Below are 13,108 nucleotides of genomic sequence, written 5' to 3'. Positions count from 1 at the left end.
AACCCGGAACTTCGACAGTTGTCGAGGGTCCACCCACCTCCTCTCGAAAGGACCCCTGAATGGGCGTCAGCTTGACCAAGGGCGGCAATGTTTCTCTCACGAAGGAGGCGCCGAACCTGACCGCGGTGGCTGTCGGACTCGGATGGGATGCCCGCTCGACCACCGGCACCGACTTCGACCTCGACGCCAGTGCCATCGGTGCGGGCGCCGACAAGAAGGTCGTGTCGGATCAGCACTTCGTGTTCTTCAACAACTTGCGTTCCCCCGACGGCTCGATCGAGCACATCGGTGACAACACCACCGGTGCGGGCGAGGGCGACGACGAGGTGATCAACGTCAACCTGGCGGCGGTCCCCGCGAACATCGAGAGCATCCTGTTCCCCGTCTCGATCTACGATGCGGAGACCCGTTCGCAGTCGTTCGGTCAGGTCCGCAACGCCTACATTCGCGTCGTCGACCAGGCCAACGGCAACGAGCTCGCCCGCTACGACCTGTCCGAGGACGCGTCGACCGAGACCGCTATGGTTTTCGGCGAGCTGTACCGCAACGGTGCGGAGTGGAAGTTCCGCGCCATCGGACAGGGCTACGCGTCCGGGCTGGCCGGTATCGCCCGCGACTACGGCGTCAACGTCTGACAGTCGTCACGTTCTCCAGCCGGGGGAGGGTTTCACGGCCCTGACGTGAAACCCTCCCCCGGTGCTCGTCCACCTGCAGTAGCCACCCTGCATGCCCACTAGAGAAAGGCCACGCTTCGTGGTTCTGCGAATATTCGGTCTCTCCTTCGCCGTGACGGTGATTTCCATCATCATCGCGGCGCTCTACGGAGGCCCCCAGGCCGTCCTCCTCGTGGTGATCCTGTCGATCCTCGAGATCTCACTGTCCTTCGACAACGCCGTCATCAACGCCACCGTGCTCCGCCGGATGAGCGAGTTCTGGCAGAAGATCTTCCTCACCGTCGGCATCGTCATCGCGGTGTTCGGTATGCGTCTGGTCTTCCCCCTCGTCATCGTGTGGCTCGCGTCCGGTCTCGGCCCCGTCGCCGCCCTCGACCTGGCTCTCAACCCGCCTGCCGACGGTGCCGCGTACTTCCCCGACGGCAGCGCCAGCTACGAAACGCTGCTCACCGACGCGCACCCGCAGATCGCGGCGTTCGGCGGCATGTTCCTGCTGATGCTGTTCCTCGGCTTCATCCTGGAAGAGCGGGAGATCACCTGGCTGTCCTGGCTGGAGAAGCCCCTTGCCCGCGCGGGCAAGCTCGACCAGCTGGCCGTCATCATCGCCGGCGCCCTGCTGCTGATCACCGCCGCGTACATCGCCCCCGCGGACACGGTCTCCACGGTGATGATCGCGGGCGTCCTCGGCATGGTCACCTACATCGCCGTCAACGGTCTCGGTGAGTTGTTCAACACTCCGGGGGAAGACGAAGACGGAGAACTGGTCGAAGGGTCCAAGGGCGGACCGACCGAGCTGGCCAAGGCCACCGGTAAGGCCGGGTTCTTCCTGTTCCTCTACCTCGAGGTCCTCGACGCGTCATTCTCCTTCGACGGTGTGATCGGCGCGTTCGCGATCACGTCCGACCCGATCATCATCGCCCTCGGCCTCGGCTTCGTCGGCGCGATGTTCGTCCGGTCCATCACGGTGTTCCTGGTCCGCAAGGGCACCCTGTCGGACTACGTGTACCTCGAGCACGGCGCCCACTGGGCCATCGGCGCACTGGCCGTGATCCTGCTGGTGTCCATCGGCTACCACGTCAACGAGAACGTCACCGGACTCGTCGGCGTCGCCCTGATCGGTGCCGCCTTCATCTCCAGCATCGTCCGCAACCGCAAGGCCGTCGCGACGGCGGGCCAAGCGGAAGACGACGTAGACGAGCAGGACCCGGTGTCCGTCGGCTAAGTTCTGCCTGTACTCACATCCAGCGGCAGTGCTCGTGACTCGGTCACGGGCACTGCCGCTCGACACTGGAAAGGGCACCCATGGGGCGGCTGCTCGACAAGTCGAAGAAGGTGGTGGAGGCGCAGCTCGCCGGAACCACCATCCGGGCGATACAGGGTTCGATGATCGCCTACGAGGGCAATGTCAGTTTCAAGTCGGCAGGTTTCGGTGGCGGTGACGGGGTCCTCGCCGGAATGAAGAGGCGCGCCACGGGTGAGGCCCTGTCGCTGATGGAATGCTCCGGCCACGGTGTCGTGTACCTCGCGGTGGGCGGTCAGTACGTCTCCGTCGTCGACCTGGCGAACGAGACCCTGCAGGTGGAATCGCAGCAGCTGCTCGCCTTGAGCGGCAACCTGAACACCAACGTCACGTTCACCGGACTACGCGGCGGGGTCGGCGGTCAGGGCCTGTTCACCACGACCGTCTCCGGCCAGGGTCAGGTGGCACTGCTGTCGGCGGGCGGGCCACTCATCCACCTCGAGGTGTCGCCGCAGTACCCGCTGGTGGTCGATCCCGACGCGTTCGTCTCGGCGCGCGGGCAGGTGACGCAGTCGTTCGTGACCGACGTGTCGTGGCGCAGCGCCGTCGGCCAGGGCAACGGTGAGGCCTTCTCCCTCAAGTGGGACGGTCACGGCGTCGTCTCCATTCAACCGGCAGAGCGGTGAGCCCCATGGTCTTCTCGAAAGTGAACTCGAAGGTCGTCAAGGTCGACGTCGGCGCCGCAGGCGGTGTGGTGGCGCGCACGGGTGCGATGTTGTTCTACACGGGTCAGGTGCAGTTCTCGCCGCATCAGGTGCCGGGTTCCCAGTCGATGGCGGGCATGGGTGGTTTCACCCGGATGGCCGGACGCATGATGCAGGGCGAGCACGAACGCACGATGCTCGCGCAGGGGCAGGGCGAGGTGCACTACGGTCACGCCGGACTCGAGGTGCATGTCGTCGACATGTCGCAGGGTGGCGCGCTGTGTGTCGAGGCGTCCCGGCTGCTCGCGCACAATGCGGGACTGCAGAGTTCGGTGATCTCCGTGACGAGTCAGGGCGGTGGTGGCGGCGGACGCGGCATGCTCGGCGCCCTACGCGGCGCGGCGGCAGGCGCCCTCTCCGGGACCGGAATGTTCACCACGCAGTTGTCCGGGTACGGGTCGGCGGTGCTGCTCGCACACGGCGGCTTCATCGAACTCCCTGTCGGCGGCCCGAATCCGGTGTTCGTCGACCCCGACGCTTTCGTCGGCACGTACGGGAGCGTCCAGGTGGAACTGAAATCCGCCGTCGGCTGGCGTGAGGCCATGGGTCGCGGGGTCGGGGAAGCAATGCAATTGCAGTGCACGGGTCAGGGCCTCGTCTACGTTCAGGCTTCGGAGGAGAAACTGTGACCGCCATCCACAATCCGTCGACTCTCGGCGCCAGCGACAACATTCCCGACAACAGCTACGCATTCTGCATCGACCTCACCGCGCCCTGGTTCATCCGCAAGGGTGCGATGATCGCCTATTACGGTCAGATGCAGTTCCAGGCCCTGACCCACGGATTGCACGGCGCCGCACTGCACATGGTCGCCAACCAGTTCTCCGCACCGCTGTACATGGGCGACTATGCGGTGGCCGAAGGATTCGGGAAACTGATCATCGGCGACCGCGGTTACGACATCAACTCGTACGACCTCGACGACGGCAACCTCACCATCCGGGCGTCGAATCTCCTTGCGTTCGAACCGGGTCTGGCCCTGAACCAGTCCATCGTGCCGGGATTCCTGACGCTCATCGGGACCGGCAAGTTCCTGGCGTCGTCCAACGGCCCGGTGATGTTCGCCGAGCCGCCGCTGCGGATCGATCCGGAGGCGCTCGTCGGGTGGGCCGACTGCCCGTCCCCGAGTCACCATTACGACCAGGGGTGGATCAGCAACTTCCTCGCGGCGGGCGCCCACATGATGGGAATCAACTCCGGGGAGGAACGGCAGTTCGACTTCACCGGCGCCGGAACGGTTCTGATCCAGTCGAGTGAGAAGGTCCTCAGCGACACGCATGTCGTGCGCAGTATCGAGGGGCAGATCCACGGCATCACTCCGAGCGGTCTGCAACGGCTCAACGGCGTGATCGCCGCCAAACTGGCGGAGCAGCCTCACTGACACCCAGGCGATTGACAGGCTGAGCGAAGAGTTGCGGCAGGGACGGGGAGCACTCTGATCGGTGTCAGGAAGTTCTGACACCGCATCCGATACGTTCCAGGAGGAACCGCATGAAGTCCGTCGTGACCAAGGCCGTCGCAACCGGTGGCATCGCCCTCGCAGCCCTCGGCATCGGAGCCGGCGTTGCCAGCGCCGACCCGGTGGGCCACAACCCCGCCCCGGCCCAGCAGCAGCAGGCGCCGCAGCCTCAGCAGCAGCACGCTCCACAGCAGCAGCACGCTCCACAGCAGCAGACCCCCGCGCCGAGCCCGCACGGATTCTGGTTCTTCGGCACCTGGGTTTCCCTGCCCTGATCTGCGTTCCCCTCGCAGGGCGAAGGTGCCCTTCGGCGCTCCCACGGCGCCGAAGGGCACCTTCGTATGTCTACCCGCGACGACTAGCGGGCGGGTCGCATACTCGGATTCGGGCCGAGAGTGATCGTCCGGGTTCTCGGCAGAAGTCCTATTTCCTTCCACGCCGCGGTCAGTGTGATCGTCCCCGACTCCGGGTAGTCGCTGATCCAGTAGTGCGGCGCGGAGTGATATTCAGACGCGTCCGCGGCGTCGGTCTTCGACGTCGAATGCGGGTGGCGTGGATCGGCGACACCCTCCATGTCGTCGACCTGCACGTTCACCGCGAGATACGACCACCGCGCCGACGGGTCGTCGGGATCGTCCAGCGGACGCGTCTCGTGCCGCGCGAGATCAGCGGATCTGCCTCTCGCCGTCAGCTCGACGCGCAGCAGCATGCCCGTCGGGTGCGCGACGACCTCCGCCAGTCTCAGGCTCAGGTCGCGGCTCGTCACGAGCTCCACCGGCCCGTGCACCACAATTCCCTCCGTGGCAGGCGGCGGTGCCGCCGGCCACCGTCTCCTGCGCATGACTCAATCGTCCCACCGGCTCCGACCGGCTGCCACAGCTACGTTTCGCACACTCAGGGCAACTGGGCCATGCCGTACACCTTCGTCGCGCGGACCCGGAGTACCTGCCGGTGCTCGGACACCATCGCGCGGCGGAACTCTTCCCAGTCGTCGTGCTCTTTTCCGGACGCGAGCCGGAACACGTCGACGAGCTCGTCCGCCGCCGCGTCGTGCGGATCGGCCGCGACCGCGCTCAGTTCCGCGTCTCCCTCCACGACCGCGTAGCTCCAGAAGCCGGTCGCGCTGACGTGCAGCGAGACCCGCGGGTCGCGGGCGGCGTTCCGGGTCTTGGCCCGATCCGCCGTCACCGACACTCTCGCGGTCTGCGTGCCGGGGTCCCAGGCATAGATCACGTTGGACAATTGCGGGCGCCCGTCACGTTTGATCGTCGCGAGGACCGCACGGTTGTGTGCGGCGACGAGGTCGAGAAGTGGGCGCCGGTCGTCATTCGCATCGAGGGTCATGTCTCACCCAACCACGGACGCCGAAGCGGTGTTCCCGTGCGGAGTCGCGGCTGCCCCTGGTCGCGGTCCAGGGCCCTACCGACGAGTAGGGCACCGGGATCGGAAAAACATTGGCCGGTAACGTGTTCCAGGAAATCTCAGGATACTGACCGGTACACATTCTCGTGTGGGATCTGCGGTTCTTCTCGGGTACGCTCTCGTGATCCCGAGCCGGAAGGACCACACGTGAACGACTCATATCTCGTCATCGGCGAAACCACCGTGGCCCGACGGGTCTGTGCATCCCTCCGCGAAAGGGACTTTCACGTACGCCATCTCGTCGCCCCCGACGACGACGAGCTCCGCCTGGCGATGGCGGACGAACCTTGCGGTATGGCCGTACTGGTGCGGGACGACGTCGTCGCGCTGCGCTACGCGCTGGCCGCGGCGCACATCTCGGCGTCGATCCCGTTGGTGGTGACGATCTTCGACCGCACGGTCGCGGACCAGCTGTCACAGCTGCTCCCGCAGTGCGAGGTGACGTCACCGGCAGACCTGGCCGCACCGACGCTCGCCGGTCCGTGCCTGGAACCCGAACTCGTCGCGGCCCGGCACGCGGGCGAGCACATGTTGACGGTCCGCATGATCGACGGCCACCCCGAGGGCGCGCACGTCGACCTGCCCCGGCGGAACTGGTGGCGCACCGCGGCGACCGGCGCAACCGGACTGTTGCGGTCGCACGACATCGGCACGCGCATCCTGCTCGGTGGGCTCGCGGGACTCCTGGCGGTCCTGTTCGCCGACTGGCTGTGGCTGATGCTCGGCCAGCACGTGGCACCGCTCGACGCGTTCAACGAGGCGGTGCGGGTGGTGACCACCGTGGGCCCGGGAACCGATACCCACGGCAGCCCCGCCTACGCGGTGTTCGCCTCGGTGGCGATGCTGTTCACCGTCGTCTTCACGGCCATGTTCACCGCCGGAATCATCGAGCGCCTGCTCGGCCCCCGGCTGGTCGGCCTGGTGGGCAGCCGCGTCCTGCCCCGCTCGGGTCACGTCATCGTGGTGGGCCTCGGCCAGGTCGGGCTCCGGCTGTGCCGGGAGCTACAGGCCCTCGGTGTCGCGGTGGTGGGCGTCGAACGCGACCCCCACGCCAAGAACCTCCGGCTCGTGCGGTCGATGAACATCCCGACCGTCGTCGGGCACGGCGGCGACCGTGAACTCCTCGAGCGACTGGGCGTGGGCCGCGCCCTGGCGCTGGCCGCCGTCGGCTCCGACGACCTGGACAACATCGCGGTGTCCGTGGCCGCGCAGGCCCTGTCGCCCGGGCTGCGGCTGGTCCTGCGGGCCGGGGAGCAGGAGGCGATCGCCGAGACGCGGTCGTTGCTGCGGCTCGGCATCATCCGCGACGTCACCAGCCTGAGCGCCACGTACGTGGTGGCTAAGCTGATCGGCCTGCAACCGCAGGGGGTCGTGGCGGACGGCAGCCACCTCTACCTGGAGGTGCCGACGGCGGACACGTCCGAGCCCGTCTTCACCGAGCTGCCCATGTCGCCGCGGATGAGCTGCCGGCACCTCGTCACCGCGTAGCGACCTAGCCGGTCACTGCCAGCGCGTCGATCTCGACGAGCATGACCTCGTGCGGGAGGTCGACGAACACCGTGGTCCGGCACGGCAGCTGTCCGCTCGGCACGTTCGCCGCGATGAACTCTCCGTACACGTCGTTCATCGCGGCGAAGTCGTCCCGGGTGGTGAGGTAGACGCGGAACATCAACACGTCCTCCACGCTCGCGCCGCCGGCTTCGAGGATCGCCTTGACGTTCTCGAGGGTGCGACGGGTCTGCTCGCGCACGTCGCCCTCCGCGATGTACTTGTTGGTGACGGGGTCCATGGGACCCTGCCCCGACACCTGGAGCATGTTGCCCTTCTTGATGCCTTGGCTGAACGTGTGCGCGGGGGCGGGGGCGCCTTCGGTGCGGATGACGGTGGTGTCGGACATATCGATTCTCCTGTGTGTCGTTACTTTTCGGGTGGACGGGGGACGGTCAGGGCTGGGCGCGGTATCCGCAGTCGCGGGAGATCCGCGCCCCCACGGCCTGAAGGGGTTCGAGCAGGTCGAGGACGCGTTCGTAACTGAGCACGACGTCGGGCACCGAGACGGAGACGGCGGCGACGACGCGGCCGGACGCGCCACGGATGGGCACCCCGATGCAGTTGACGGACGGCTCGTTCTCCTCCTGATCGTGCGCCCAGCCCTGCTCCCGGACCATGCGGATCTCGTCGAGGTAGCGTTCGGGCGTCGTGATCGTGTTGGCGGTGCGGGCCGAGAAGTCCATCGAGTCGACGATGGGCCGCAGTTCCGAATCCGGCAGGTCGGCGAGGATCACCTTCGCGACCGCGGTGGAATTGAGGTTGGCGCGCAGCCCGATTCGCGAGTACATCCTGATCTGGTCGTGCGATTCGAGTTTGTCGATGTACACCACGTCACCGCCCTCCATCGCCGCGAGGTGTGTGGTGCGCCCGTATTCGCGGTTGAACGCGACGAGGTGCGGTGACGCGATGCGCCGGACTTCCCGCTGATCGGTGGCCTGCGCGGCGAGCTCGAAGATGCGGGAACCGAGGTGGTACTGGTTGCTGTTGTCGCGGAACGTGAACCGCTCGTCGGACAGCGTTCGCAGCAGCCGCAGCACGGTGGTCTTGTGGACCCCGGTGGATTCGGCCAGCTGGTCGAGATTGGCGGGACCGTTGCCGAGTTGCACCAGCAGGTGCAGGGCGCGGGAGACACTCTGACTCATCCGTTCACTCCACTTTCTCGGGGGGAGAAACCGTTGGCGGTGACGCTCGTGGCCGCCCAATCCGATTCGGAGCACCGGAGCAGCTCGTCCAGCAGTTCGGCGGGCGGCGGTGGCGCCGAGTCCGCGGCCACCGTCAGGGTGGCGGCGGCACCGATGTGTCCGCGGCGCAGGCACCGCGCCTGATCCTCGCCGCGCACCACACCGCTGAGATATCCGGCGGCGAAGGCATCGCCCGCGCCGACGGGTTCGACGACGTCGACGCGGAGCGCCGGAACAGCCACACTGCGGCCACTGCGATCGACGGCCAGCGCCCGATGCGCTCCGTCCTTGACGACGACGGTGGCCGGGGCGGGCAGGATGAGCCGCAACTCGTGCGGATCCGCGGTGCCGAGAACGCGCAGGGCCTCGTCCGCGCCGACGAGAACCAGATCGGCGAGATTCGCCAGTTCCACGACCATCCGCGGGTCGCCGTCCGGCCACAGTTGCTCACGCCAGTTGACGTCGAAGCTGACCACACCGGAGATTCCCGGCCGGTCGCGGAGCAGTCTCCGCATCAGCGCGAGGCACGAATCGGACAGGGCCGGTGTGATTCCGCTGCAGTGGACCACGGCGGCGCGGCCGAACAGGTCCGCCACCGCCGGCCCGTCGAGGAAGCCGGGATCCATGGCCGACGCCGCCGAACCCGCCCGGGAATACAGGCTGTCCGTTCGCGGCTCGCCGTGCTCGTCGAGGGCGGTGGCTTTCGAGTAGTGCCCGGTGGGCCGGTCGGGATCGACCTCGATCGCGCGGACGTCGACACCCCGCGCCTGCAGTTCGGTGCGGATGAGGGTGCCGAACTCGTCGTCACCGAGGCGTCCGACCCAGGCGGCGGGGACACCCAGCGCGGCGAGCCCGGCGGCGACGTTCGCCTCGGCGCCTGCCAGGTGGAGTGTCGAGTCCGGGGCCACCAGGACCATCGCCTCACCGAGGCACGCGACACCGGACTCGGGGGTGGGGGTCGATTCCTGCACTTGTTACCTCTACGACTGCTCGGACCGGCACTGGAGTTGCGTTTCGAGAGCCCTCGCCCCGGCGATGCATGCCACACCGGACCGTTGACGATGACCCAGGCCAATGCTAGACATAACTGACTCAAAAACGCAATCACCGTTGCATACAGCGCAACGGTGCACTTCACAGCCCTCCCCCCCGATGAAGACCAGCCCCACAGAACCCGAACGACAGGATCGACGATGACGATCAGCGGACCGGACACACTCGATTCCGGCGCCTTGGCGGAGCTCGACGAGCTGCGCTTGTCCGACGTGGACAAAGCCCTCCCCTCCGCGGCGAACGGCCTCACCAAGACCGAGTTCCTCGGAACGCAGCCGCGGCTGTCCGCCTTCAGCACACCCGTCATGGTCCTCGACGAGACGGCCATCGCCGGCAATCTCGACACCATGGCGGCCTGGTGCGAGGCGCACGGGGTCGACCTCGCTCCGCACGGGAAGACGACGATGTCTCCGGTGCTGTGGGACCGGCAGATCCGCAGCGGCGCGTGGGGAATCACGCTCGCGAACTTCGGTCAGCTCCGGGTGGCGGTGCGATTCGGCGCGCGCCGGGTGCAGATCGCGAACTCGCTCGTCGACCCGACCGCGCTGCGGTGGCTGGCCGAGCAGATGGACGCGAACCCGGAACTCGAAGTCCTGATGTGGGCCGACTCCCCGCAGACGGTCGACGCGATGACCGCGGCACTCGCGGACGTCACGGTGGCCCGTCCGCTGCCCGTGCTCGTCGAACTCGGCGGAGAGGGAGGACGCACCGGCGCACGCTCGGTGGCCGAGGCCGTGAAGGTGGCCGACCGTATCGGCGAGAGCCCCGCACTGCGGTTGGCCGGCGTCTCCGGTTACGAGGGCGCCCTCGCACACGACGCCTCCGAGGAATCCCTCACCCGGGTCCGCACCTACCTCCGGTCGATGGCCGAACTGCATCGCCGGCTCGAGGCCGAGGGTCGCTACCCCGAGGGTCGGAACGTGTACGTGACCGCGGGCGGCAGCGCCTACTTCGACGTGGTCGCCGAGGTGCTCGCCGAACTTGCCGGCGGCAGAACCAAAGTGGTGGTCCGCGCCGGCGCATACATCATCCACGACGACGGCTTCTACACCGGGATCTCACCGTTCGGCCGCAGCGAAGACAGGCAGGCGCGTCGTCTCACGTCGGCGATGCACACGTGGGCCCGGGTGGTGTCCCGCCCCGAGCCGGGCCTCGCCCTGCTGGACGCCGGCAAGCGCGACGTCCCGTTCGACGAAGGACTCCCCACCGCGCAGGCCGTCGCCGGCCAACTCGGGGCGACGCCGCGGCCCCTCGACGGCACCGAAGTGACCGCCGTCAACGACCAGCACGCGTTCCTCCGGCTCGATCCCGCACGGCCCGAACACGATCTGCGTGTCGGGGACGTCGTCCGGCTCGGTCTCTCCCACCCGTGCACCGCGTTCGACAAGTGGCGCTGGATTCCCGTCGTCGGCGACGACTCCGACGATCCCGTCGTCGTCGACCTGATCCGCACCTTCTTCTGATCCCCCGGCCGAGGACTCACATCATGACCACTCTGATCCGTTCCGCCACCGTCGTCGACGGTTCGGAGGCGCCGCGGTACCGCGCCGACGTGCTCGTCGACGGAGACCGGATCGCCGAAATCCGGCCCGAGGCAGATCACTCCGAGACCGGATGCCCTCGCGCGGATCGGGTGATCGACGCCGACGGCCTGGTGCTCGCGCCCGGTTTCATCGACATGCACGCCCACTCGGATCTGCAGATCCTGCTGAACCCCGAGCACCCGTCGCGGATCACCCAGGGCGTCACCACCGAGGTACTCGGTCAGGACGGGCTGTCCTACGCACCCGTCACCGACGACGTGCTCGCGGTGGTCCGGCGCAAGATCGCGGGGTGGAACACCGATCCCTCGGATTTCGACTTCTCCTGGCGGAGCGTCGGCGAATACCTCGACCGACTCGACCGCGGTATCGCCACCAACGTCGCGTATCTCGTCCCGCACGGGGTCGTCCGGGCGCTGGTGGTCGGCTGGGACGACCGGCCGGCGACACCGTCGGAGATCGAGGAAATGCAGCGGATCGTGGCGCAGTCGATGGCGGAGGGTGCCGTCGGGTTGTCCGCGGGGCTGACCTACACGCCGGGGATGTACGCGGACAACGAGGAGTTGCTGGCACTGTGCCGGACCGTCGCCGAGTACGGCGGCTACTTCTCCCCGCACCACCGGTCCTACGGCGCCGGCGCCATGGAGGCCTACGCCGAGATGGTCGACCTGACGTCGCGGGCCGGGTGCGCTCTGCATCTCGCCCACGCCACGCTGAACTTCGGACCCAACAAGGGCCGCGCCCCGGAACTGCTGGCCCTGCTCGACACGGCCGAATCCGCGGGCGCGGACATCAGCCTCGACACCTACCCCTATCTTCCCGGCGCCACCACGCTGTCGGCGATCCTGCCCAGCTGGGCGTCGGCGGGCAGCATGGAACAGACGCTCGATCGACTCCGGGATCCGATTGCCCTCGAACGCATCCGGGAGCATCTCGAGGTCACCGGCTCCGACGGCTGCCACGGGGTGATCGCCGAGTGGCACACGCTCGAGATCAGCGGCGTGCAGAACGCGGAACTCGACGACTACGTCGGGAAGACCGTCGCGGACATCGCCGCCGCCGAGAACCGCGACCCCTTCGACGTGTGCATCGACATCCTGATCCGCGACCAACTCGGCAGCGGCATCCTGCAACACGTCGGCCACGAGGAGAACGTGCGCGCGATCATGCAGCACCCCCGGCACACCGGCGGCAGCGACGGACTGCTGGTCGGCGCGAAACCGCACCCGCGCGGGTGGGGAACGTTCGCACGCTACCTCGGGCATTACAGCCGCGACCTCGGCCTGATGTCCCTCGAGGAGTGCGTCGGTCACCTCAGCGGCCGAGCCGCGACGCGGTTGCGGCTGGTCGATCGCGGCTTCGTCCGCCGCGGCTACGCCGCCGACCTCGTGCTCTTCGATCCGGAGACGGTCAGCGACACCGCGACCTACGCGCAGCCGCGCCAGGCCGCGGCCGGTATCACCCACGTATTCGTTCGTGGCCGCCTCGCCCTCGAGGACGGCCGCCTGACCGGCGCGACCGCCGGAAGATCGTTGCGCCGCGAAGAAGGAGGAGCAGTTCGATGACCGAGATCGACATTTTGCGTGCCGACCGGGTACTGACGGTGGTGCGAGCGGAGACCATCCCCGACGCCGCGGACCTGTGCCACGCCCTCGCCGAGGGCGGAATCCGGACGGTCGAACTGACGTTCACCACGCCCGATGTGCTCCATCATCTCGGTCGCGCCGCCGACGCCGCAGCCGCGGCAGGCAGCATCCTCGGCGTCGGAACCGTGATGACCGGCGATCAGGCCGCCGCCGCGATCGACGCCGGCGCCCGGTTCCTCGTCACCCCCGGCCTTCGACCGGACGTCGCGAAAGTCGCGACGGGACGGTCGGTTCCCGTCTTCCTCGGCGCGTTCACCCCCACCGAGGTGGCCATGGCCGTCGACCTCGGCTCGGCCGCGGTGAAGATCTTCCCCGCCAAGCGGCTCGGCCCCGACTACCTGTCGGACCTGCACGGCCCGTATCCCGGCGTCGAACTCCTGCCGTCGGGTGGGATCAACGATTCCAACGCCCGCCAGTTCCTCGACGCCGGTGCGCTGGCGGTGTGCGCGGGCACCAGCGTCGTCCCACCGTCCAGCGTCGCGGCAGGCAACTGGACCGACATCACCGACCGCGCACGATCGTTCGTCGCCGCGCTCTCGAACTAGTCCCACTCTCGCCCGACCCCACCACCTCCCCT

General features: G+C 67.9%; 15 protein-coding genes. 10 read left to right on the top strand and 5 right to left on the bottom strand.

Translation table 11 applies throughout. The annotated features are described in order from the left end of the window. Positions 1–59 precede the first annotated feature (59 nt). From QM841_RS23545 to QM841_RS23520, 6 genes are all read left to right on the top strand, one after another. Positions 60–635, top strand: a complete 576-nt coding sequence (locus QM841_RS23545) for a TerD family protein (protein ID WP_009475137.1) — start codon at positions 60–62, stop codon at positions 633–635. A gap of 118 nt (positions 636–753) precedes the next feature. After that, the gene (locus QM841_RS23540; protein ID WP_280780618.1) at positions 754–1,896 is read left to right on the top strand and encodes a DUF475 domain-containing protein; all 1,143 of its coding nucleotides are present in this window, start codon (positions 754–756) and stop codon (positions 1,894–1,896) included. Between the two features lie 80 nt (positions 1,897–1,976). Beyond that, complete coding sequence (locus tag QM841_RS23535) at positions 1,977–2,600, top strand: AIM24 family protein (protein ID WP_280780522.1); 624 nt, start codon at positions 1,977–1,979, stop codon at positions 2,598–2,600. 5 nt (positions 2,601–2,605) lie between these two features. After that, the gene (locus tag QM841_RS23530; RefSeq protein ID WP_283333768.1) at positions 2,606–3,307 is read left to right on the top strand and encodes an AIM24 family protein; all 702 of its coding nucleotides are present in this window, start codon (positions 2,606–2,608) and stop codon (positions 3,305–3,307) included. Beyond that, positions 3,304–4,059: an AIM24 family protein gene (locus QM841_RS23525; RefSeq protein ID WP_283333767.1), complete on the top strand. Its 756-nt coding sequence runs from the start codon at positions 3,304–3,306 to the stop codon at positions 4,057–4,059. The genes QM841_RS23530 and QM841_RS23525 overlap by 4 nt, the downstream gene beginning before the upstream one ends. 110 nt (positions 4,060–4,169) lie before the next feature. Then, entirely contained in the window at positions 4,170–4,412 is a 243-nt protein-coding gene (locus QM841_RS23520; RefSeq protein ID WP_283333766.1) for a hypothetical protein, read from the top strand. Positions 4,413–4,495: 83 nt separating this feature from the next. Here the strand turns inward: QM841_RS23520 and QM841_RS23515 are convergent, their stop codons facing one another. After that, the gene (locus QM841_RS23515; protein WP_283333765.1) at positions 4,496–4,978 is read right to left on the bottom strand and encodes a hypothetical protein; all 483 of its coding nucleotides are present in this window, start codon (positions 4,976–4,978) and stop codon (positions 4,496–4,498) included. A gap of 53 nt (positions 4,979–5,031) precedes the next feature. Beyond that, the gene (locus tag QM841_RS23510) at positions 5,032–5,481 is read right to left on the bottom strand and encodes a PPOX class F420-dependent oxidoreductase (RefSeq protein ID WP_283333764.1); all 450 of its coding nucleotides are present in this window, start codon (positions 5,479–5,481) and stop codon (positions 5,032–5,034) included. Positions 5,482–5,706: 225 nt separating this feature from the next. Here QM841_RS23510 and QM841_RS23505 point away from each other — a divergent pair, with 225 nt between their 5' ends. Then, entirely contained in the window at positions 5,707–7,047 is a 1,341-nt protein-coding gene (locus QM841_RS23505; RefSeq protein WP_280780526.1) for a potassium channel family protein, read from the top strand. A gap of 4 nt (positions 7,048–7,051) precedes the next feature. On the opposite strand, the gene QM841_RS23500 is transcribed toward QM841_RS23505, so the two are convergent. From QM841_RS23500 to QM841_RS23490, 3 genes are read right to left on the bottom strand one after another with little or no spacing between them, the layout of a single operon-like run. Then, positions 7,052–7,456, bottom strand: coding sequence for a RidA family protein (locus QM841_RS23500; protein WP_009475147.1), 405 nt, complete (start codon positions 7,454–7,456; stop codon positions 7,052–7,054). Positions 7,457–7,502: 46 nt separating this feature from the next. Then, complete coding sequence (locus QM841_RS23495) at positions 7,503–8,252, bottom strand: IclR family transcriptional regulator (protein ID WP_005251230.1); 750 nt, start codon at positions 8,250–8,252, stop codon at positions 7,503–7,505. Next, entirely contained in the window at positions 8,249–9,262 is a 1,014-nt protein-coding gene (locus tag QM841_RS23490) for a sugar kinase (RefSeq protein WP_283333763.1), read from the bottom strand. Before QM841_RS23490 ends, QM841_RS23495 begins: the two co-directional genes overlap by 4 nt. Positions 9,263–9,484: 222 nt before the next feature. Between QM841_RS23490 and QM841_RS23485 the strand changes: the two genes are divergently transcribed. The 3 genes from QM841_RS23485 to QM841_RS23475 are packed head-to-tail and all read left to right on the top strand — an operon-like array spanning position 9,485 to position 13,076. Beyond that, positions 9,485–10,807 carry an amino acid deaminase gene (locus QM841_RS23485; protein WP_283333761.1) on the top strand — a complete coding sequence of 441 codons (1,323 nt, stop codon included), beginning with the start codon at positions 9,485–9,487 and terminating at the stop codon, positions 10,805–10,807. Positions 10,808–10,830: 23 nt separating this feature from the next. Next, a complete protein-coding gene (locus QM841_RS23480; protein ID WP_283333760.1) occupies positions 10,831–12,450 on the top strand; it encodes an N-acyl-D-amino-acid deacylase family protein in 1,620 nt (539 codons plus the stop codon). Next, on the top strand, positions 12,447–13,076 hold the full coding sequence (locus QM841_RS23475) for a bifunctional 4-hydroxy-2-oxoglutarate aldolase/2-dehydro-3-deoxy-phosphogluconate aldolase (RefSeq protein ID WP_283333759.1): 630 nt from the start codon (positions 12,447–12,449) through the stop codon (positions 13,074–13,076). Before QM841_RS23480 ends, QM841_RS23475 begins: the two co-directional genes overlap by 4 nt. Positions 13,077–13,108: the final 32 nt, after the last annotated feature.

This window comes from Rhodococcus sp. IEGM 1307, assembly GCF_030056915.1.
Taxonomy (GTDB): Bacteria; Actinomycetota; Actinomycetes; order Mycobacteriales; family Mycobacteriaceae; genus Rhodococcus_F; species Rhodococcus_F opacus_D.
The sequence above is the reverse complement of the archived record's forward strand: the minus strand, read 5'-3'. Positions and strand labels throughout refer to the sequence as shown.

Bases quoted from the DNA above. Each gene is read 5' to 3' on its own strand.
- QM841_RS23515 (WP_283333765.1), bottom strand. From the start codon at position 4,978: ATGCGCAGGAGACGGTGGCCGGCGGCACCGCCGCCTGCCACGGAGGGA.
- QM841_RS23535 (WP_280780522.1), top strand. From the start codon at position 1,977: ATGGGGCGGCTGCTCGACAAGTCGAAGAAGGTGGTGGAGGCGCAGCTC.
- QM841_RS23495 (WP_005251230.1), bottom strand. From the start codon at position 8,252: ATGAGTCAGAGTGTCTCCCGCGCCCTGCACCTGCTGGTGCAACTCGGC.
- QM841_RS23475 (WP_283333759.1), top strand. From the start codon at position 12,447: ATGACCGAGATCGACATTTTGCGTGCCGACCGGGTACTGACGGTGGTG.
- QM841_RS23545 (WP_009475137.1), top strand. From the start codon at position 60: ATGGGCGTCAGCTTGACCAAGGGCGGCAATGTTTCTCTCACGAAGGAG.
- QM841_RS23480 (WP_283333760.1), top strand. From the start codon at position 10,831: ATGACCACTCTGATCCGTTCCGCCACCGTCGTCGACGGTTCGGAGGCG.
- QM841_RS23520 (WP_283333766.1), top strand. From the start codon at position 4,170: ATGAAGTCCGTCGTGACCAAGGCCGTCGCAACCGGTGGCATCGCCCTC.
- QM841_RS23500 (WP_009475147.1), bottom strand. From the start codon at position 7,456: ATGTCCGACACCACCGTCATCCGCACCGAAGGCGCCCCCGCCCCCGCG.
- QM841_RS23485 (WP_283333761.1), top strand. From the start codon at position 9,485: ATGACGATCAGCGGACCGGACACACTCGATTCCGGCGCCTTGGCGGAG.
- QM841_RS23530 (WP_283333768.1), top strand. From the start codon at position 2,606: ATGGTCTTCTCGAAAGTGAACTCGAAGGTCGTCAAGGTCGACGTCGGC.
- QM841_RS23510 (WP_283333764.1), bottom strand. From the start codon at position 5,481: ATGACCCTCGATGCGAATGACGACCGGCGCCCACTTCTCGACCTCGTC.